The organism is Corallococcus praedator (genome assembly GCF_003612125.1).
Lineage (GTDB): Bacteria > Myxococcota > Myxococcia > Myxococcales > Myxococcaceae > Corallococcus > Corallococcus praedator.
The window spans coordinates 32,612-51,539 of sequence record NZ_RAWI01000022.1 but is presented as its reverse complement, the minus strand read 5'-3'; the positions used below and the strand labels follow the sequence as shown (position 1 = coordinate 51,539).

Genomic DNA, 18,928 nt, shown 5'->3' with positions numbered 1-18,928 from the left:
GCCCTGGCAACCGGCCCACGGTGTCACTGCCCGCCATCGCGCCCGCCGGCTCCGCGCGTCCGCCCACGCCGCCGCCCGTGCCCGGCAACGTGCCGTCGGTCGCCGCGCTCACCCCGCCGCCTCCGCCCTCTGCGGCCGGAGGCCCGGCGCTCACCCTGGAGCAGCTCGCGGAGCTGGAGTCCCGCTGCGCGAAGCTGGACCAGACGGACTACTTCGAGCTGCTCGGGTTGGAGCGCTCCGCCGTGCCCTCCGACATCAAGAAGGCCTTCTACCGGGAGAGCCGCGTCTACCACCCGGACCGCTTCTTCCAACTGGAGTCCAAGGCGCTCAAGGAGCAGGTGCACGAGCTCTACAAGCGCATCACCGAGGCCTATTACGTCCTGCGCGACGACACCAAGCGCAAGAAGTACCTCGTGGACATCGCCGGTCCGGACCGCGCGCAGAAGCTGCGCTTCACCGACGCCTCCGAAGCAGAGACCAAGGCCGCGGTGAAGAAGGAGCAGGAAGAGCAGATCGGCACCCACCCCAAGGGCCGTCAGTTCTACACGCAGGCCCAGAAGGACCTGGACGCCGGCAACCCTTCCGCCGCTGAACGCAACCTGAAGATGGCGCTCACCTACGAGCCCTCCAACGCCCGTTACAAGGAAACCCTCGCGGAAGCGCAGAAGCAGACCGCGGAGAAATCCAAGGGCGATTCGTCGTTCAAGATCCGCTGAGCGCGCGCGGCACCGGGAGTCCCATCCATGGTCATCGACCTCATCCTCCTGGGCCTGGTGCTCTTCTTCGGCATCCTGGGCGCCATGTCCGGCGCGTCCCGGCAGGTGGCCAACACCGCGGGCCTCGCGGTGGGCTACTTCGTGTCGCGCAAGCTCGCGCCCATCGTGGGCCCCAAGCTCGCCGTCGCCATGGGCGCCCCGCTGCTCGTGGGCACCCTGGCCGGAACGGTGCTCCTCTTCGTCGTGACGTGGCTCACCGTGCGCTACGCCCTGAGCGCGCTGCTCGTGCGCTTCCTCTCCGGGAGCAACCCGGACGAGCGCGGCCTGGACCGCACCCTGGGCTTCGTCCTGGGCAGCGGGAAGATGGCCGCCATCTTCTGGGTCAGCCTGAGCGCGCTCACCTTCCTGGAGCAGCACGTCGTCGTCGCCGGCAAGCGCGTGGGCGTGTCCCCCATGGGCTCCGTCTCCTTCGAGATGGCCCGCCGCTACAACCTCTTCGAACTCACCCAGTTCGCGCCCCTGAAGGACCTGGTCCGCGTGGCCCAGGCCACCCAGGACCCGGAGCGCGCGCGCAAGCTCCAGGACGACCCGGCCTTCAAGGCGCTGCTCAAGGATCCGCGCTTCCAGGCCGCCCTCAAGCAGCAGGACCTCAAGGGCGCCCTCCAGCGCGGCGACTCCCAGGCCCTGCTGCGCAACGACGCCATCCTTCAGCTCATCCAGGACCCGCAGACGGCGGCGCGGTTGGGCGCCGCCGCTCGGGCCTCGGAGAAGACGTCCGTCAAGCGTTGAGCTCGACGTCGTCCAGGCTGGACAGGCGCGCCTTCACGAACTCCGCGTCCACCGCCACCTGACGGTGCCGGCGCTCGGGCGCCTCGAACATGACGTCCGACATCACGTGTTCCAGGATGGAGCGCAGGCCTCGCGCGCCCAGCCCTCGCGCCACGGAGTAGCGCACCACCTCGCGCAGGCCGGCCTCCGGGAACTCCAGCTCGATGTCGTCCAGGGACAAGAGCTCCTTGAACTCCCGGGTGATGGCATCGGGCGGCTCGGTGAGCACGCGCAACAGCTCCGGCTCTCCCAGCCGCTCCAGTTGCACCATCACCGGCATGCGGCCCAGGAACTCCGCCATCATCCCGAAGTCCACCAGCTGCTTCGTGGAGATGCGCTTCTCCTTGCGCTTCGCGCCCGTCGCGTCCGCGCCGAAGCCCATGGCCCGGCCGCCGTCGTCGCCAAAGTCGTGCAGGTCGCTGAACGTGCCCGCGCAGATGAAGAGGATGTCGCGCGTGTCCACCTGCACGAAGTCGCTCTTGTTCCACGCCTGGGTGACGTTCATGGGCACGTGCACCTCGCGCCCTTCCAGCAGTTTCAGGAGCGACTGCTGGACACCTTCACCGCCGATGTCGCGGCTGCCAGCGCCGTTGCGGGCGCCCTGCGTGCGGCGGGCGATCTTGTCCACCTCGTCGATGAAGATGATGCCCCGCTGGGTGTCCTCCACGGAGTGGTTCGACTTGAAGAGCAGGTCGGACACCATCACCTCCACGTCCTTCCCGTAGTAGCCCGCCTCCGTGTACTCGGTGGCGTCCACGGTGGTGAAGGGCACGTTGAGGATGTCCGCCAGGTTGCGTGCGATGTGCGTCTTGCCGCTGCCCGTGGGTCCGATGAGCAGGATGTTGGACTTCTTGATGAGGGACTGACGGCGCATCCGGCGTGCCTGGATGCGCTTGAGGTGGTTGTGCGCCGCGATCGCCACCGCGCGCTTCGCGGCGTCCTGTCCGATGACGAAGCGATCCAACCGCTCGAAGATCTCCCGCGGGGTCAAAGGTGCTTCTTCCCTGCGTGCGGACGACTCCATGTACCCTCCCCTTCTCTCCACTCGGCCTCCCTGGGCTTCCCAGGTGGAAGGGTAGGAATTGGATGCTGACCGGCCCAGCAGGGCCAGCATTGGAACGGGGGCCCCTGCCCGCCTGCCTGCTCCACGAACAGGCGGCTATTGAATGCCCGGGACGTTTCCGATAGTCCGGCCCCCCTCCCTTGTTCATGGGAGTTTCCATCCGCCGCAGGCCCCTACCCGGAGGCAACGAAACAACGATGGCCGCTACCGCCCCTCAGCACCGCTGGACCCTGGCCGATGCCCATGAGCTCTACGGAATCCGGAACTGGGGCTCGCCCTACTTCGGCATCAACGACAAGGGCCACGTGTGCGTCCACCCGGACGGGCCCACCGCTCCGAGCATGGACCTCAAGGAGCTGGTGGACGAGGTCCGCCGCCGGGGCATCGGCCTGCCGCTGCTCCTGCGCTTCACGGACGTGCTGCGCCACCGCGTCGTCCACCTGAACAACGCGTTCAAGAAGGCCATCGCGGACCAGGGCTACAAGGGCCTGTACCGGGGCGTGTACCCCATCAAGGTGAACCAGCACCGCTACGTGGTGGAGACCATCATCGAGGCGGGCAAGGAGTTCACCTACGGGCTGGAGGCCGGCAGCAAGCCGGAGCTGCTCGCGGTGATGGCGCTCCTGGACAACGAGGACGCGCTCGTCATCTGCAACGGCTACAAGGACGAGGAGTACATCGAGACGGCGCTCTTCTATTCGCGCCTGGGCCGCAACGTCATCCTCGTGGTGGAGAAGCCCAGCGAGCTGCCCCTCATCGCGGAGGTCGCCCGCCGCACCGGCATCGCGCCCCGGCTGGGCATGCGCGTGAAGCTGTCCACGCGCGGCGCCGGCAAGTGGGAGGCGAGCGGAGGCGACCGCTCCAAGTTCGGCCTGTCCTCGTCGGAGCTGATGTCCTGCATCGGCTTCATGAAGGACGCGGGCCTGCTGGCCTCCTTCGAGCTGCTGCACTTCCACCTGGGCAGCCAGATCTCCAACATCCGCAACGTGAAGAACGCGCTGCGCGAGGTGGGCTGCTTCTACGTGGAGGTGGCCCGCCAGGGCGCCCCGCTGAAGTACCTGGACGTGGGCGGCGGCCTGGGCGTGGACTACGACGGCTCCCAGACGAACTTCGCCTCCTCCATGAACTACACGACGGAGGAGTACGCCAACGACGTCGTCTTCGGCGTGATGGAGGCCTGCGACCGCGCGGGCGTGCCGCACCCCACGCTCGTCTCCGAGTCCGGCCGCGCCGTCGTCGCGCACCACGCCGTGCTGGTGGTGGACGTGCTGGGCACGAGCGAGTTCGACCCGACGCAGACGCCCGACAAGGTGGATGAGAAGGCGCCCTCCGTGGTGCGCAACCTCTGGTCCACCTTCCGCGAGGTGACGAACAAGAACGTCATCGAGGCCTTCCACGACGCGCAGGACGCCAAGGAGGAGAGCCTCCAGCTCTTCAGCCTGGGCCACCTGTCGCTGGAGCAGCGCGTGGCGGCGGAGAACCTCTACTGGGCCATCTGCCACAAGATCCTTCGCGTGGCGCGCGAGTCCGGGGAGATTCCGGAGGAGCTGGAGGCGCTGGAGAAGCAGCTCAGCGACACCTACTTCTGCAACTTCTCCGTGTTCCAGTCCCTGCCGGACTCGTGGGCCATTGATCAGCTCTTCCCGATGATGCCCATCCACCGCCTCGCGGAGAAGCCGACCCGGCGCGCGACGCTGGCGGACATCACCTGCGACTCGGACGGGAAGATCGAGCACTTCATCGACAAGCGGGAAGTGAAGGACGCGCTGGAGCTGCACGCGCTCAACAGCGACGACTACTACCTGGGCATCTTCCTGGTGGGCGCGTACCAGGAGATCCTGGGCGACCTGCACAACCTCTTCGGGGACACGCACACGGTGCAGGTGTCGCTGGCGCCGGGCGGCGGCTACCTCATCGACCATGTCGTCGCGGGCGACACGGTCACCGAGGTGCTCAACTACGTCAGCTACAACAAGGACGACCTCGTCGCGAAGCTGCGCAAGTTCACGGAGCTGGCGCTGCGCCAGGGGCGCATCACCCTGGACGAGTCGCGCAACCTGCTGCGCGTCTACGAGGACGGCCTGTCGGGCTACACGTACCTGGAGCGCGAGGTGGACGCGACGTACACCTCCGCCAGCCAGTTGCGCCTGCTGCCCGGGCCCGAAAACGGCGGTGTCCGTCCTCCGGTGTCACCCTCGGGCACCTGATGCCCTGAAGGCTCAGGCCTCCGTCGGGGCCGGCACCTGTTCGCCGGTCTCGACGGACGTGTCCATGAACGCGGCCTCCGTCGCGCGCAGGCGCAGGTTCTGGAGCATGAGCAGCTGTCCGTCCGCGCGCTCGGCCAGGAAGGCGAAGTCGAACCGCGCCAGGCGCGGATCCTTCGCGGCCACCTTCTCCAGGCTCTTCCACAGGGACACCCGGCCGTGGGAGCCCACGCACAGGCCCTCCAGCTCCACCAGCCGGCTCAGCGGGGAGTAGCGCAGCCAGGAGCCATTGAGCTTCAGCCGCGACAGCTTCTCCACCACCCACGCGCCGCCCACCTTCAGCGGATCCGGCTTCACCTCCAGCGCGGACATCACCGCCAGGAGCGTGGCGCGGTCCTGCTCCAGCAGCGGAATCAGCGAGGACAGAGAGGCGCCCACGGGGTTGCTGCGGTTCTCGTGCTCCGTCCTGCGCGCCAAGTCCACACCCACCGTGGAGCCCAGGAGGTGGTCGTTCAGGTAGATGCCCAGTCGCTTCAGGTTCATGCGGCGTGTCCTCCCCAGAGCTTCAAAAAGCTTCAGCCCAGGGTGGGCACTCGGCCGCGCGGCGGCATCTTGAATCCGGGGGCGGGAGGGCAGCCGGCCAGACAGGCCCCCGCCCTCCGCCCCGGCACAGCGGTTCAGTCCGGGTAGCCGAACGACGCCGTCACCTTCGTGTCCGGGTGCAGGCTGCGCGACACCGGACACTCATGGGCAATCTTCTCCAGCAGGGCCCGCTGGGGCGGAGCAAGGCCGGAGGGCATGAGGATGGACAGCACCAGCTCCGCGATGCGGCGCGGCGGCGGGCTCATCCGCTTCTCCACCTTCGCGCTCACCTCGCCCAGGGTGATGCCCTCCCGGGCCGCCGTCAGGTGCATGGTCGTCACGACGCAGGAGGCGAGCGCCGTGGCCACGAGGTCCGTGGGGGAGAAGCTGCCCCCGGTGCCGCCGTTGTCCTTCGGCGCCTCCGTGGGCAGCGTCGCGCCGGACGGGCCGTGCGTCACCTGGGTCTTGAACTGCGGGGCGCTCACCAGGGTCATCACCACGCCCGTCGCGGGCGCTGCAGGCTGAACACTCATCACCGGCTCCTTGGGACTTCGCGGACTGCGAGGAAGGGGGACCTTCTCTAACGGACGTAGGCGTCGTGGGCCTTCGCGTCCTTCTTGGTGGAAGGCTCGGCCTCCTCGACGCTCCAGTCCAGGGTCTTCATCAGCGCCTTGCTGCGCTTCTTGACGTCCGCGTCCAGGAACTTCACGGCGTCGTCCATCTTGTCCATCAGCCGCATGGGCTTGCGCTTGTTCTTCGGCTCGCTGAACAGCGCGTGCGTGAGCCAGGGGAACACCGCCGTCACGTCGCAGTGCACGTACATGGAGCCCGTCTCCACGGCCTCCACGGACACCTTGCCCCACGTGTGGCCCTCACCGGCCGGGCAGCTGGACAGCGCGCCGTTGTCCACCGGGTCCACGCAGAACTGCACGTCGATGTCGAAGCCCGACGTAGGGACGTTGAGGATTTGATCCAGCAGGGGCTCGCCCTGGAGCGTGTAGTTCTTGGGCACGCCGCCGCCCAGGATCCAGATGGCCAGCTTCCCGCTGCCGTTGTGGCGGCAGTAGTGCTGCATCGCGGCCATGGAGAAGACGTCTTCGTTGATGTCGAGCTCGAACTTGAACTCGTCGCCCAGGAGGCGCTTCAGCTTCACGACGTTGAGGAAGATGGAGCCGTCCTGCACCGCGCCCACCCAGATGGGGACGCCGTGCTTGTAGCAGGTGGACAGGAGCGAGGGCTGCTTGACGCCCAGCTCCTTCTCGATGCCGTGGATGGCCTTGCCCAGCAGGTAGTGGAACTCCGGCGTGGTCATCTTCTTCTGGAACTGGGGCTGCCGCAGGATGGCGGAGAAGAGGCGGTCGGTGTCGAGCAGCGCCTCCTCCCAGAAGCCCAGGTCGTAGATGCGGATGATGCGCGCCAGGCGGTACTGGAGGTCGCCCGCGTTGGGGTTCACCTCGCGGATGCCGTGGCCGATGATGCGGTGGGCGTCGTGGTAGAGGTTCGCGCCGGTGGTGGTGATGGCGGAGATGATGCCCTTCTCCACCAGCGGGATGAGGCAGGACTGGTGGAGGCCCGCGGGCGTCATCGCGCCCGACAGCGTCAGGAAGATGGACGCGTCCTGCTGCACCGACTGCTGCATCAGTTCGAACGCGGTGCGCTCCTGCCGGCCCACATAGGCGCTGAACGCGTGCGCGAGCAGCTCCGCCGGCTTCTCCTTGCCGGTGATGGGGCGAGGGTCGGCCTTGCGCGCGTTCGCGTAGGCGGCGCGAAGGGTGGACTTCTTCGGGGTCGGGGTCTTGGCCATGGCGCGGCGATCTAACACCGCCGAGCGGACAAGGGGAGGCCCGGCTTCAACCCAGCCCCTCCCCAAGAGGCAGGCAGGCGACAGGAACAAACCGCTGTCCGTGCTGATTCACACAGGGCCCGCTCTTCCGGCCCCCTGTCGCATGGACATGGCATAAGAGTGCCTGCCTTCCCGCACGGCCCCCTGGAGGGCCCGCCATGATCGACCTGCATTCGCACACCACCGCCAGTGACGGCCAGTACCCGCCCGCGACGCTGGTGGCGCGCGCCGCCGCCGCCGGGGTCACGGTCCTGGCGGTGACGGACCACGACACGGTGGCGGGCCTCGCCGAGGCCCGGGAGGCCGCCCGCGCCCATGGCGTGGAGCTGGTGCCCGGAATCGAGCTGTCCGCCTTCGTCCACGGCAAGGAGGCCCACATCCTGGGTCACTTCCTGCACCCGGAGGACCCGGAGCTGGCGCGCTTCGCGGACCGGCTGCGCGACGAGCGCACGCAGCGCATGGAGGCCATGGTCGCGCGCCTGCGCGAGCTGGGCTTCCCGGTGCGCATGGAGCAGGTGCTCAAGGTGGCCGGGGACGCGCAGTTGGGGCGGCCGCACCTGGCGCGGGTGCTGGTGAACCAGGGCTGGTGCATCGACATGAAGGCCGCCTTCGACCGCTTCCTGGGCACCGGCCGCGCGGCGTGGGTGGAGCGCTTCAAGCTGGAGGGCGCGGAGGCCATCCGCCTCATCCGCAACGCGGGCGGCACCGCGACGCTCGCCCACCCCGGCTCGTCGAAGATGGAGCGCGTGGAGATCAAGGCGCTGGCGCTGGCGGGCCTGTCCGGCCTGGAGGTGCTGAGCGCGGACCACAACCCGGGCCTGCGGCAGAAGTACCTGGCGCTGGCGGCGGAGTTCGACCTGGTGCCCACCTTCGGCAGCGACTTCCACGGCGAGGAGGTGTCGCCGGACCACCGCCTGGGCGTCGCGGCCATGCCCCCGGAGCTGTTCCAGAAGCTGCGCGCCCGCGCGCCGTCCGCCTCGGCCTGAAGCGCCCGCCGCGCTCAGGAGCGCGGTGACTGGGTCTTGAAGCGGCTCGTCACGGCGGTGAGCCCTTCCGCGACGGACTGGAGGTCCTGGGCGATGCGGGTGGTGCGCCCGGTGGCGTCCACGCCCTGCTTCACCAGGTCCGCCACGTTGCGGGCCCCCTGCACCGCCTGCTCGCTGGACTGACGCTGCTGCCGCGTGGCGATGGTGATCTGCCGCGCCGCCTCGCTGGTGCCGCGCGCCAGGTCCACGATGCGCAGGAAGACGGCGGACGCCTGCTCGGCCACCTCCACGCCCCGGTCGCTCGTCGCCATGCCCACCCGGGCCTTGGACGCGGCCTCTTCTCCGGAGTCCTGCACCTTCTCCACGATGCGGGCGATGTCGCGCGCGGACGCGGACACGTTCTCCGCGAGCTTGCGCATCTCCGCGGCCACCAGTGAGAAGCCCCGGCCCACGTCGCCCGCCTTGGTGCCCTCCAGCGCCGCGTTGAGCGCCAGGAGGTCGCTTCGCTCCGCCACCTGGTTGATGACCTGGGCGATTTTCGAGACCTGCTGCAGGTCCTTGTTCAACCCGACGATGGCGTCCGCCACGCCCTTGGACTCGATGCGGATGTCGTTGATGCCGCCCACCACCTGGGCCACCACCGCCATCGCCTCCGCCACCGCGTCGTGGGTGCGCCGGGCGCTCGTCTCCACCACCTCCGTGGAGGAGGAGATCTGCTCGGCGGTGCGGCTCAGCTCCTCGAAGGTCGCGGCGATCTGCTGCGCGTACGCCGCCTGCTGGCTGATGACGTGCTCCTGATCCGCGGAGGCGCCCATCAGGCCGCGCGACGCGCTGGACAGCTGCTCGGTGCGCGACACCAGCTCCATCACCGTGGAGCGCAGCGTGCCCAGCATCTCGTTGAAGGAGGTCGCCATCAGCCGCACCTCGCCGGCGGCGGACACGTCCAGCTCGCCCCGGGACACGTCGCCCCGGGCCACCTCGCGCGCCACCTGCGTGACGCGCGACACGGGGTCCGCGATGGCGCGGCTGATGATCACCGCCAGCCCCAGGCCCAGCACCGCGGCGCCCAGGTAGCCCAGCAGCGAATAGCCCTCCGTCGCGGACATCGCGGCCTGCACCTCCTGGGTGCCGAAGCCCGCGCGGTACACGAGGCCGCCATGCTCACAGCGCACCACCACCGACTCCGGAGGCCGCGCCACCGTGCACCCGCCGGACGGGGAAGCCGCCGGCAGCGCCAGGCTTGCCGGGACCCGGCCCCGGGACTCGATGACCGTCCCGTCCTCGCGGGACAGCTCCTGGAACAGGAGCGTGAAGCCGCCGGACTCCACCTGGGCGAAGACGTCATCGCGCCGCGCGCGGGCCTCCGGCGACGTGTCCGCGAGCGTCATGGCCGGGTGGCGGGACACCAGCGTCCCCACCGTCAGGGCCCGCCGCGACAGCACCTCCAGGGCGGCGGCGTGCTGCCGGGCCGGGAAGTACACGCTGCTGAAGAACACCACCGCGAGGCACGGAAGCAGCACCGCGATCGCCACCTGCATCCGTAAACTCAGACGGCCCCACATGTCGGGTGCTCCCAGGCGATGATCGGAAGCCCGTGACGCTAGGCGTGGCCCCCCCCAGCGTCAAACGCCGCCTGGAGATGTCGCGCCCGGGGCGTGCGGGCGCGGTCGGAGCGGAGCGGCAGGCGGATGAGCGGGCCTGATGGGCGCGGCATTTCGGCCGTCTTCTCAAGGGGTTGGCGCTTCCGGGGCGGGGGCGTTTCCCTTTGACACGGCGCCAGCGGTGTCATTAGGTTCCGCGCCCGATGACTACACCCCTCGCACCGTACCTGCCGCTGCTGGTGGTGCTCCTGCTGGCCGGCGTCCTCGCGATGATCATCCCGCAGGTCACCAGCCGCCTGGGCCCCAAGCGCCCGAGCACGACCAAGTCGGCCCCCTTCGAAGCAGGCTCCGAGTCGAGCGGTCCGGCCCGTCAGCGCTTCGCCGTGAAGTTCTACGTGATCGCGCTGTTGTTCATCGTGTTCGACGTGGAAGCGGTGTTCCTGTACCCCTGGGCGGTGAACTTCCAGGCGCTCGGCTGGTTCGGCTACACGGAGATGCTGGTTTTCGCGTCGACCCTGGTCGTGGGCCTTATCTACGTCTGGAAGAAGGGCGCCCTGGACTGGGAGAGCTGAGACATCATGGCTGACACCGACATTGCTCCGATCATCGCCACCCGCCGGGACGAGGCCACGGGCTTCTTCCAGAAGCTGGTGTCCAAGGGCCTGGGTTGGGCCCGCAAGTACTCCCTCTTCACGTACCCGTACGCCACCGCCTGCTGCGGCATGGAGTACATGTCCGTGGCCGCCAGCCGGCACGACATCTCGCGCTTCGGCGCGGAGTTCCCGCGCTTCTCGCCGCGTCAGGCGGACCTGCTGATGGTGGTGGGCACCATCAACCTGAAGCAGGCCCCCATCCTCAAGCGCGTCTACGAGCAGATGACCGAACCCAAGTGGGTCGTGTCCTTCGGCGTGTGCGCGTCCTCGGGCGGCTTCTACGACAACTACGCGGTGCTCCAGGGCATCGACCGCATCATCCCGGTGGACGTCTACATCCCCGGCTGCCCGCCGCGCCCAGAGCAGGTGCTGGACGGCCTGATGCTGCTGCAGGAGAAGATCGGCAACCAGGTGCACCGCCTGCGCGACACCGGTCAGCCCAACCAGACGGCGGCCGACCACGCCCGCCTGCTCTCCAGCGGCAAGTAGTCCTTCACCCTCACGCTGATCCGAACGGGCCCCGCGCCGCCTCTTGAACGAGGCCGGTGTCGGGGCCCGCGGCGTTCCAGGGGCTACCAGCGGTGGTACGCGGGGTGCCCTTCCTTCACCGCGACGAAGGTGCCCCGGCAGGTGGCCGTCACCTTGCCGCCCGCGGTGAGCGTGGCCTCGATGACGGCGCGGTCGCCCTGGATGTCCACGGGCTTCGCGGACAGGTGCACCGGCCCGGCCATGGGCGTGGGCCGCTTGAGGACGATGGCGTAATCCGCGGTGACGGTGCACGGCGGGGAGTCCGCGCCCTGCGCCTTCATCAGGTGGTAGGCGGCCGTCCAGTTGCTGTGACAGTCCAGCAGCGCGCCGATGATGCCGCCGTTGAGCACGCCGGGGAACGCCTGGTGGTGGTCCTCCGGCGTCCAGTCCGCGACGACGAGGTCACCCTCCACGCGGCTGCGGATGCGCAGTCCCTTCGGGTTGGCCGGGCCACACCCGAAGCAGGCGTTGTGGGGGGCGTACGTTTCCTGGAGGCCGGGGGTTTCGGTCGTCGACATGGCCGGCGACTCTACGTGAAGCGGCCCCGGCGGTGCGCTCGCGCACGTCGTCCAGCCAGGCCGCGAGCGCCTCCGCGTCCGCCCCTTCACAGTCGCCCGAACAGGTCCGCCGCAGGGAGCCGTCCGCCTGCGGCCGGTCCACCCACCAGCGCTCGCCGTCGAAGGCGCCCGAGTCCTTCTCGCGCAGCACCGCCGCGTCGGCCACCTCGCCCATCTCCACCACGCCATCCGGGCGCAGGCGGTACGCGTCGAAGGTGCGCGGCGCGCCGGGCCAGTGGCCGGGGTCGAAGACCTCCGGGCTCACGTGCGTGTAGCCCGTCTCCGCGTACAGCGGCGCGAACGGGCGCTCCTCTCCGCGCAGGAGCGGCGTGAGCGACAGGCCGTCGACTTCCGGCAGCGAGGGCAGGCCGGACAGCTCCAGCAGCGTGGGGCCCACGTCCACCAGGCGCGCCAGCGCATCCACCTGCGCGGGCCCCAGGCCCCGGCCTCCGGGCAGCTTCACCGCGAGCAGGATGCGGTTCTCCTCTTCGCCCAGACGCGCTCCGTGCACGGACGTCGCGCCCGCCAGGTCCGGTCGGTCCGCGTGGAAGCTCTCGCCGTGATCCGACAGCAGCACGATGAGGGCGTCGTCGTAGCGGCCGGAGCTTCGGAGCGCGTCCAGCAGCGTACCCACCTGCGCGTCCGCCTGCGCGAGGAGTTCGTCGTAGAGGCCCTCGGAGCCCTCGCGGTTCCAGGCGCCCTTCGCACCCGGCGTCACCGGGGCGAAGTGCATGCGCAGCCGGCGGTCCAGCGGTTCGGTGGGGGGCACGTAGCGGCGGTAGAACGGGTACACCGGGTCGCCGGGGAAGTGCGCCGCCGTGGCGTGGAAGGCGAAGAGCAGCGGGCCCTCGGAGGCCTCCGACACGAGTCCGTGGGACAGGCGCTCGGCGTAGCCCATCGGATCATGGATGCCGGCCAGCGCGCGGTTGTCGATGAACTCCGGCACCCAGGCGGCGCCCACGGAGTTGTCGGCGAAGAGGCCCAGGGCCCGGTAGCGCAGCTTCTCCAGCGCGAAGTTGAGCGCGCCGCGTGGGGGCTGCCAGCGACGGGTGAAGCCGGAGGCAGGACCCTCGAAGTGGAAGCGCGAGCAGTCGGTGGCGAACACCGTGCGCCAGCCGGCCTCCGAGAACCGGTCCGCGAAGGTGGGTGCCAGCACCACGCGCGCATCGGACGTCAGCGGGTAGCGCACGCCGGTGCGGTACGGCCAGCGCGCGGTGAGCAGCGAACGCCACGCGGGCTCCGTCTGCGCCACCGGCGTGTAGGCCCGGGTGAACAGCGTCGCATCCTGGAGGAAGCGCTCCACGTGCGGAGCCACCCCGCGACCCGTGCGGCCCAGTCGGTCCGGACGGAACGCATCGATGCCGATGACCACCACCAGCGGCTTGCGGTCCGGCTTCGTGGAGGGGCGGACCACGACTCCCGCGCCCAGCGCCAGCGCCACTCCCGCGCCGACCATCCACCAGCCGAAGCCCCCTCCCTGCCCGACGGATGCATCCGACGCAGGAGTGGCTGCCGAAGCAGGCACGGAAGCCGAACCCGGGGTCGGCACCGAAGCCACCTGCCCCGCCCCACGGCGCAACGCCAACCACGCCCGCGCGCCCAGCACCGTCAGATGCACGGCCACCCACGCACCCGCCGCCGCGCGCGCCTGCCATGGCTCGCCGTGATCCACCAACCACGCCAGCACCGGCCGCACCGCCGGCAGATCATCGAAGAGCGCGGGCCGAGCTAGCGCCCGGTCCCAGGCCCAGAACAGCAGCAGTCCCACCCAGTGCAGGATCGTCACGCCCAGCGCCGCCCACCCACCGCGCCGGATCCACGCCCGCGCCAGCACCGCGGCGGCCAGCCCCAGCAGTCCACCCGCCACCAGATAGACAGTGGCCACGCGAAGGACGACGCCCGGCAGCAACGGACGCACGGCCGCCGCGAGCGCCGCGTACGGGCCGTCGAGCGGGATGTCCACGCCCACCACCCCGGCCTTGAGCAACCACGCCGTCTCGGCGGCGAACAACAGGAGCCCCAGCAGGGAGCCCAGGGCCAGGCGCCCCGAACCGGCGCGGAGGAAGGAGGCGACGGACCGCACGGACATGACCCCTGCGTCTACTCTGTCCGGGCATTCCCTGGCCACGTCTGTGTTCCACCGGGCTTTCCGGGACTCCCCGACGTGCGTCGGCATCCCACTCGTTGCAAGATGGCCCTGGGATGTTCCAGGCCGACGCGTCCGTCGGTCGGGGGGACCGCTTGCCATCCACCACCACGCCCAGCGACAGCCTCCAGCAGTCCGTACGCCGCGCGCTCGACGTGGAGCGTCAATCCAATGGCCGCCATCTGGCCTGGGTCCGCCTGGGCGCGGTGAGCGTCCTGTTCGGGATGGCGGTCTACCTGGGTCGCGGGCGCGACCTGCATGACTGGGACGTCTACCTGGGGCCGTTCGCGCTGTACCTGGTCTGCACATCCGTCGTCGCCGTGGCGGTGACCGCCTCCGCGCGCATCGCCCGCTGGGCATCGCTGTCCGTCGCGTTCGTGGACGTACCCGCAGTGTACTGGCTCCAGCACCTGGCGCTGCCGGTGTCCCCCTCTCCGGGCGGAGTGGCCGGCTTCACGCTGGGCATCTTCGCGGCGCTGGTGCTGTTGTCCGCGCTGAGCCTGCGCCGGCCCGTGATGCTGCTCGTCACGGCGATCGCCGTCGTCGCGGAGGTGGCGCTCCAGCGAGAGGCCGCCATCGGGGGTGGGGCCCAGGTGGCCGGCGCGGTGATGCTGGCCATGACGGCGGCGGGCGCGGCCCGGCTGCTCCAGCGGATCCGCTCGCTGTCCGCCGCGGTCACGAACGAGGAACTCCAGCGCGCGCGCCTGGGCCGCTACTTCTCCCCCGCCGTCGCCGAGCGCCTCCAGGACCGCGACTCCCCCACCCCGGAGCTGCGCGAGGTGTCCGTGCTGTTCGCGGACGTGCGCGACTTCACCTCGATGAGCGAACGGCTGCCCCCCGAGCAGGTGGTCACCATCCTCAACGAGTACTACGGCCGCATGGTGGAGGTGGTGTTCCGCCACGGCGGCACGCTCGACAAGTTCATCGGGGACGCACTCATGGTGTACTTCGGCGCCCCGCTGCCGGACGCCCACCATGCCCGGAGCGCCACCCGGTGCGCGCTGGAGATGGTGCGCGAACTGGAGGCTGTCAACGCCGAGCGCGCCGCCCGGGGCGAGCCAGGCCTGCGCATGGGCGTGGGCGTGCACTCCGGGCCCGTGGTGCTGGGCAACATCGGTTCGCCCTTCCGGCGCCTGGAGTACACCGCCATTGGCGACACGGTGAACCTGGCCAACCGCATCGAGCGGCTGACCAAGGGCTTCGGGGTGGCCGTGCTCGTCTCCCAGGCGACCCGCGACCGGGCGGGGGACGCCTTCCGCTGGGAGCCCGCTCCGGTCGCCATCGTCCCCGGCAAGAGCCAGCCGGTGGTGACCTTCGTCCCCTCCACCGACGAGGAAGCGCCGGCCCTGGGAGCAGGCGCCGCGGCCTGAGCGTCGCCGCCTGCCTGTCACCAGGCAGGGGGTTGATCGCGACGCGGGCTACTGGGCCACCTAAGTGGCCTACATGGTTGAGGGTTTACGTTGACGCCTCCCGCGAACGGTCCTTATAAAGCCGCGGTTTCCTCTGTCGTTATTCGAGGCCCCCCTTGAGCATTTTCGCGTTGGACCGGGTCGCCGCCCAGTTTCCCGAGGCGGTCGCGGAGCGCTATGTGGACCGCGCTGGCGGAGCCTGGGCCGTCATCCATGCGGAGTGGCTGCCGAAGGTCGCCACGTTCCTGAAGATGGATCCCGAGCTGGACTTCAAGCTGTTCGGCTCCGCGGACGCCGTGGACCGCCTGCACCTGGCGGAGAACGATCCGCGCTTCGAGATCGTCTACTTCCTGTACTCGCTCAGCCGGAAGGAGCACGTGCGCCTGAAGGTGCGCGTCACCGAGACCCGGCCCGAGGTGCCCTCCCTCGCGGCGGTGTACCGCGGCGCCAACTGGTGGGAGCGCCTGGCGTTCGACTTCTACGGCATCCGCTTCGTGGACCACCCGGACCTGCGCCGCATCCTCCTGTACGAGGAGTTCCAGGGCCACCCTTTGCGCAAGGACTACGCGCTGCGTGACCGGCAGCCGCTGATCCCCGAGCGCCCCATCAAGGACATCTTCCGCGGCCCCGGCACCAGCGGCGTCGCCTGACGAGACCTCCCATGGCCGACAGCCACAACACCGACGCGACGAAGCCCTTCAACCCCGACACGGATGGGTTCGCCCACGAGGAGTCGGAGCTCGAAGCCCATCTCCAGTCGAAGCACATGGTCATCAACATGGGCCCGTCCCACCCGGCCACGCACGGCACCGTGCGGCTGAAGGTGGAGCTGGAAGGCGAGACGATCGTCAAGATCGATCCAGAGATCGGCTTCCTCCACCGCGGCTTCCAGAAGAGCTGCGAGAACGTCACCTGGACGCAGTGCCTGCCGTACACGGACCGGCTCAACTACCTGTCCGCGATGATGAACAACTTCGGGTTCCTCAACGCCGTGGAGAAGCTCATCGGCCTGGAGATCCCCGAGCGCGCCCAGTACATCCGCGTCATCGGCAGTGAGCTGCACCGGCTCACCGACCACCTGACGTGCGTGGGCGCCACCGGCCTGGAGATGGGCGGCTTCGCGCCGTTCCTCTACGGCATGGAAGCGCGCGAGCTCATCCAGGACCGCGTCACGGAGCTGACCGGCGCGCGCCTCACCACCAGCTTCGGCCGCGTGGGTGGCATCAACCGCGACCTGCCGGAAGGCTGGATCCAGAAGGTCCACAAGACCCTCACCCGCACCGAAGAGCTGCTCCAGGAGATGGACGGGCTGCTCACGCGCAACCGCATCTTCGTGGACCGCACCAAGGGCACCGGCGTCATCTCCGCCGCGGACGCCATCGACTACGGCTGGACGGGCCCCGCCCTGCGCGCGTGCGGCATCGACCACGACCTGCGCAAGACGCACCCGTACTGGGTCTACGAGCGCTTCAACTTCGAGTCGGTGGTCGGCGAGCACGGCGACAACTACGACCGCTACCTCGTGCGCCTGGAGGAGATGCGTCAGTCCATCAGCATCCTGCGCCAGGCCATCGACACCATCCCGGCCGGCCCCATCATCGTGGATGACTGGCGCATCGCGCTGCCGCCCAAGCCGGAGGTGTACGGCACCATCGAAGGCGTGATGGCGCACTTCAAGCTGGTGATGGAGGGCATCCAGGTGCCCCCCGGTGAAGTCTACGACGCCACCGAGGCCTCCAACGGCGAGCTGGGCTGGTACCTGGTGAGCGACGGTCGCGGCCGGCCGTACAAGGTCCACGTCCGGGCCCCGGGCTTCCCGGTGCTCGCGGCGCTGCCGCACATCATCCAGGGCAAGATGCTGGCGGACCTCGTTCCCACCTTTGACACCATCAACATGATCGGCGGCGAGGTCGAGCAGTGAGCGACAACGACACGAAGAAGCCCACCGGTGACGCGCAGACGCCCCCCAAGGGCGCTCCCACCGACTCGCCCGCGGCCAAGGTTGGCTCGGAGCCGTCCAACCCGCCCGCCGGGCCGAAGATGGACAACCCTCCGGCGGCCGCCAGCGGCCCCACCGGCACGCCTCCGCCCAAGCCGGCGGGAGCGCCGGCCGGCGGTCCTCCGCCCAAGCCGCAGCCCAAGAACCCGGGCTTCGTGACGGCGGTCATCGACGGCAGGGAGGTCGTGGTCAAGCCGGGGACGAACATGATCGAGGCGGCCAAGACGGTCGGCTCGGAGATCCCCTACTACTGCTACCACCCGCGCCTCTCCATCGCGGCCAACTGCCGCATCTGCCTCATCGAGGCGTCCAACGCGCCCAAGCTCGTCCCCGCCTGCCAGACGCCCATGGCCGAGGGTCAGGTCATCAAGACCACGACCCCCAAGGTCAAGGAGCAGCAGCGCTCGGTGATGGAGTTCCTGCTGCTGAACCACCCGGTCGACTGCTCCATCTGCGACCAGGCCGGTGAGTGCAAGCTGCAGGACTACTACATGAAGTACGACTACCGGCCGTCGCGCCTGGAGGGCACCAAGGCCCTCAAGCACAAGCGCAAGGTGCTGGGGCCCCGCGTCGTGCTGGATCAGGAGCGCTGCATCATCTGCACGCGCTGCGTCCGCTTCATGAACGAGATCCCGAAGGAGCCGCAGCTGGGCGTCTTCGGCCGTGGCAGCCACGAGCGCATCGACGTGTTCCCGGGCAACGAGCTGGACAGCAACTACTCGCTCAACACCGTGGACGTGTGCCCGGTGGGCGCGCTGCTCAGCCGCGACTTCCGCTTCAAGGCGCGCTCCTGGTTCCTGTCCGCCACGCCGTCCGTCTGCACGGGCTGCTCGCGCGGCTGCAGCATCTCCGCGGACTGGATGTCCCAGGACACCTACCGCTACCGCCCGCGTGAGAACGAGGCCATCAACAAGAGCTGGATGTGCGACCAGGGTCGCCTGTCCTACCGCGACCTGAACGTGGGCCGCGTGCTGGCCGCCCAGGTGGGCCGCCGCGCGGCGCCTCGCGACACGGTGCAGCCGGCGCTCACGCGCAAGGATGCCGCCGTGGCCGCGGCCAAGGCGCTCAAGCCGCTCGTGGGCTCCTCGCAGCTCGCGGTGCTGGCCTCGCCGCTGGCGTCCAACGAGGACCTGCTCGCGGGCCTGACGTTCGCCAAGGCGAGCCTGGGCGTGACGACGGTGTTCGTGGGCGGCCGGCCGCAGGGCAAGGCCGACCACTACCTGATGACGGCGGACAAGAACCCCAACCGCCAGGGCCTGGCGCTCGTCGCCAAGGGCCTGGGGCTGTCCGTGAAGTCCTTCGAGGAGCTCACCTCCGCCATCAACGCCGGCAAGGTCAAGGCGCTGTACGCGGTGGGCACCGAGGTCCCCACGGACGCGGCCGCCTTCGCCGAGGTCGCGGCGAAGCTGGAGGTGTTCGTCGCGCAGGCGCAGAACGAGTCCCCCGTGACGGCGCAGGCGACGGTGCTGCTGCCGGCGAGCGCGCACATCGAGGACGAGGGCACGTTCACCCAGCAGGACGGCATCACCCAGCGCTTCCGCAAGGCGTACCCCTCCAAGGGCGACGCTTCGCCGCACTGGAAGTGGGCCACGGAGCTGACGCGCGAGCTGGGGGGCGAGGCTGCCCACGCTTCCGCGCGCGACGTGTGGCGGGCGCTCTCCGGGCAGGTGTCCGAGTTCGCCGAGTTCAACTGGGACAAGGCCTCTCCGCCGGACCGGGAGAAGCCGGGCATCAATCCGTTGCCGTCGGGGGCCGACGGCCGTCCGCCGGGCTACCGTGAATTCGGCGCGCCGCGCGTGAGGGGCATCTGACC

General features: G+C 69.8%; 17 protein-coding genes. 10 read left to right on the top strand and 7 right to left on the bottom strand.

Going from position 1 to position 18,928, the window contains the following annotated elements; genetic code table 11:
- Window positions 1-716 (top strand): DnaJ domain-containing protein (locus tag D7Y13_RS05065; RefSeq protein WP_439329227.1); only part of this gene is annotated, 716 nt, incomplete at its 5' end.
- 27 nt (window positions 717-743) lie between these two features.
- Window positions 744-1,505: a CvpA family protein gene (locus D7Y13_RS05060; RefSeq protein ID WP_120532085.1), complete on the top strand. Its 762-nt coding sequence runs from the start codon at window positions 744-746 to the stop codon at window positions 1,503-1,505.
- On the opposite strand, the gene clpX is transcribed toward D7Y13_RS05060, so the two are convergent.
- Window positions 1,495-2,568 (bottom strand): ATP-dependent Clp protease ATP-binding subunit ClpX, encoded by a 1,074-nt coding sequence (gene clpX / locus D7Y13_RS05055; RefSeq protein WP_120532084.1) that lies wholly within the window; start codon window positions 2,566-2,568, stop codon window positions 1,495-1,497. The two genes, D7Y13_RS05060 and clpX, sit on opposite strands and share 11 nt — an antisense overlap.
- 236 nt (window positions 2,569-2,804) lie before the next feature.
- Between clpX and speA the strand changes: the two genes are divergently transcribed.
- The gene (speA, locus tag D7Y13_RS05050) at window positions 2,805-4,814 is read left to right on the top strand and encodes a biosynthetic arginine decarboxylase (RefSeq protein WP_120583016.1); all 2,010 of its coding nucleotides are present in this window, start codon (window positions 2,805-2,807) and stop codon (window positions 4,812-4,814) included.
- A 12-nt stretch (window positions 4,815-4,826) separates the two neighbouring features.
- Here the strand turns inward: speA and D7Y13_RS05045 are convergent, their stop codons facing one another.
- The 3 genes from D7Y13_RS05045 to D7Y13_RS05035 form a co-directional block, all read right to left on the bottom strand.
- Window positions 4,827-5,354, bottom strand: a complete 528-nt coding sequence (locus D7Y13_RS05045; protein ID WP_120583017.1) for a hypothetical protein — start codon at window positions 5,352-5,354, stop codon at window positions 4,827-4,829.
- A 134-nt stretch (window positions 5,355-5,488) separates the two neighbouring features.
- Complete coding sequence (locus D7Y13_RS05040; protein ID WP_120532081.1) at window positions 5,489-5,926, bottom strand: OsmC family protein; 438 nt, start codon at window positions 5,924-5,926, stop codon at window positions 5,489-5,491.
- 47 nt (window positions 5,927-5,973) lie between these two features.
- On the bottom strand, window positions 5,974-7,197 hold the full coding sequence (locus D7Y13_RS05035) for a deoxyhypusine synthase family protein (protein ID WP_120532080.1): 1,224 nt from the start codon (window positions 7,195-7,197) through the stop codon (window positions 5,974-5,976).
- 197 nt (window positions 7,198-7,394) lie between these two features.
- On the opposite strand from D7Y13_RS05035, the gene D7Y13_RS05030 reads away from it, so the two are divergent.
- Window positions 7,395-8,222 (top strand): PHP domain-containing protein, encoded by an 828-nt coding sequence (locus D7Y13_RS05030; protein WP_120532079.1) that lies wholly within the window; start codon window positions 7,395-7,397, stop codon window positions 8,220-8,222.
- Between the two features lie 14 nt (window positions 8,223-8,236).
- Here D7Y13_RS05030 and D7Y13_RS05025 read toward each other — a convergent pair whose 3' ends face one another.
- Entirely contained in the window at window positions 8,237-9,784 is a 1,548-nt protein-coding gene (locus D7Y13_RS05025; RefSeq protein ID WP_120532078.1) for a methyl-accepting chemotaxis protein, read from the bottom strand.
- 242 nt (window positions 9,785-10,026) lie between these two features.
- Here D7Y13_RS05025 and D7Y13_RS05020 point away from each other — a divergent pair, with 242 nt between their 5' ends.
- Window positions 10,027-10,395: an NADH-quinone oxidoreductase subunit A gene (locus D7Y13_RS05020; protein ID WP_120532077.1), complete on the top strand. Its 369-nt coding sequence runs from the start codon at window positions 10,027-10,029 to the stop codon at window positions 10,393-10,395.
- A gap of 6 nt (window positions 10,396-10,401) precedes the next feature.
- On the top strand, window positions 10,402-10,965 hold the full coding sequence (locus D7Y13_RS05015; protein WP_120532076.1) for an NADH-quinone oxidoreductase subunit B: 564 nt from the start codon (window positions 10,402-10,404) through the stop codon (window positions 10,963-10,965).
- A gap of 83 nt (window positions 10,966-11,048) precedes the next feature.
- Here the strand turns inward: D7Y13_RS05015 and D7Y13_RS05010 are convergent, their stop codons facing one another.
- On the bottom strand, window positions 11,049-11,417 hold the full coding sequence (locus tag D7Y13_RS05010; protein ID WP_233595406.1) for a PaaI family thioesterase: 369 nt from the start codon (window positions 11,415-11,417) through the stop codon (window positions 11,049-11,051).
- Window positions 11,407-13,650: a sulfatase-like hydrolase/transferase gene (locus D7Y13_RS05005; RefSeq protein WP_120532074.1), complete on the bottom strand. Its 2,244-nt coding sequence runs from the start codon at window positions 13,648-13,650 to the stop codon at window positions 11,407-11,409. Before D7Y13_RS05005 ends, D7Y13_RS05010 begins: the two co-directional genes overlap by 11 nt.
- 113 nt (window positions 13,651-13,763) lie before the next feature.
- Here D7Y13_RS05005 and D7Y13_RS05000 point away from each other — a divergent pair, with 113 nt between their 5' ends.
- From D7Y13_RS05000 to D7Y13_RS04985, 4 genes are all read left to right on the top strand, one after another.
- A complete protein-coding gene (locus tag D7Y13_RS05000) occupies window positions 13,764-15,077 on the top strand; it encodes an adenylate/guanylate cyclase domain-containing protein (RefSeq protein ID WP_233595407.1) in 1,314 nt (437 codons plus the stop codon).
- A 170-nt stretch (window positions 15,078-15,247) separates the two neighbouring features.
- Window positions 15,248-15,766 (top strand): NADH-quinone oxidoreductase subunit C, encoded by a 519-nt coding sequence (locus D7Y13_RS04995; RefSeq protein WP_120532092.1) that lies wholly within the window; start codon window positions 15,248-15,250, stop codon window positions 15,764-15,766.
- 11 nt (window positions 15,767-15,777) lie between these two features.
- Window positions 15,778-17,037, top strand: coding sequence for an NADH dehydrogenase (quinone) subunit D (gene nuoD, locus D7Y13_RS04990; protein WP_120532073.1), 1,260 nt, complete (start codon window positions 15,778-15,780; stop codon window positions 17,035-17,037).
- A complete protein-coding gene (locus D7Y13_RS04985; RefSeq protein ID WP_120583018.1) occupies window positions 17,034-18,926 on the top strand; it encodes an NADH-quinone oxidoreductase subunit G in 1,893 nt (630 codons plus the stop codon). Before nuoD ends, D7Y13_RS04985 begins: the two co-directional genes overlap by 4 nt.
- Window positions 18,927-18,928 lie beyond the last annotated feature (2 nt).

Excerpts from the sequence above, each read along its gene's own strand:
- D7Y13_RS05060 (WP_120532085.1), top strand. The coding sequence starts at position 744 with ATGGTCATCGACCTCATCCTCCTGGGCCTGGTGCTCTTCTTCGGCATC.
- clpX (WP_120532084.1), bottom strand. The coding sequence starts at position 2,568 with ATGGAGTCGTCCGCACGCAGGGAAGAAGCACCTTTGACCCCGCGGGAG.
- speA (WP_120583016.1), top strand. The coding sequence starts at position 2,805 with ATGGCCGCTACCGCCCCTCAGCACCGCTGGACCCTGGCCGATGCCCAT.
- D7Y13_RS05045 (WP_120583017.1), bottom strand. The coding sequence starts at position 5,354 with ATGAACCTGAAGCGACTGGGCATCTACCTGAACGACCACCTCCTGGGC.
- D7Y13_RS05040 (WP_120532081.1), bottom strand. The coding sequence starts at position 5,926 with ATGAGTGTTCAGCCTGCAGCGCCCGCGACGGGCGTGGTGATGACCCTG.
- D7Y13_RS05035 (WP_120532080.1), bottom strand. The coding sequence starts at position 7,197 with ATGGCCAAGACCCCGACCCCGAAGAAGTCCACCCTTCGCGCCGCCTAC.
- D7Y13_RS05030 (WP_120532079.1), top strand. The coding sequence starts at position 7,395 with ATGATCGACCTGCATTCGCACACCACCGCCAGTGACGGCCAGTACCCG.
- D7Y13_RS05025 (WP_120532078.1), bottom strand. The coding sequence starts at position 9,784 with ATGTGGGGCCGTCTGAGTTTACGGATGCAGGTGGCGATCGCGGTGCTG.
- D7Y13_RS05020 (WP_120532077.1), top strand. The coding sequence starts at position 10,027 with ATGACTACACCCCTCGCACCGTACCTGCCGCTGCTGGTGGTGCTCCTG.
- D7Y13_RS05015 (WP_120532076.1), top strand. The coding sequence starts at position 10,402 with ATGGCTGACACCGACATTGCTCCGATCATCGCCACCCGCCGGGACGAG.
- D7Y13_RS05005 (WP_120532074.1), bottom strand. The coding sequence starts at position 13,650 with ATGTCCGTGCGGTCCGTCGCCTCCTTCCTCCGCGCCGGTTCGGGGCGC.
- D7Y13_RS05000 (WP_233595407.1), top strand. The coding sequence starts at position 13,764 with ATGTTCCAGGCCGACGCGTCCGTCGGTCGGGGGGACCGCTTGCCATCC.
- nuoD (WP_120532073.1), top strand. The coding sequence starts at position 15,778 with ATGGCCGACAGCCACAACACCGACGCGACGAAGCCCTTCAACCCCGAC.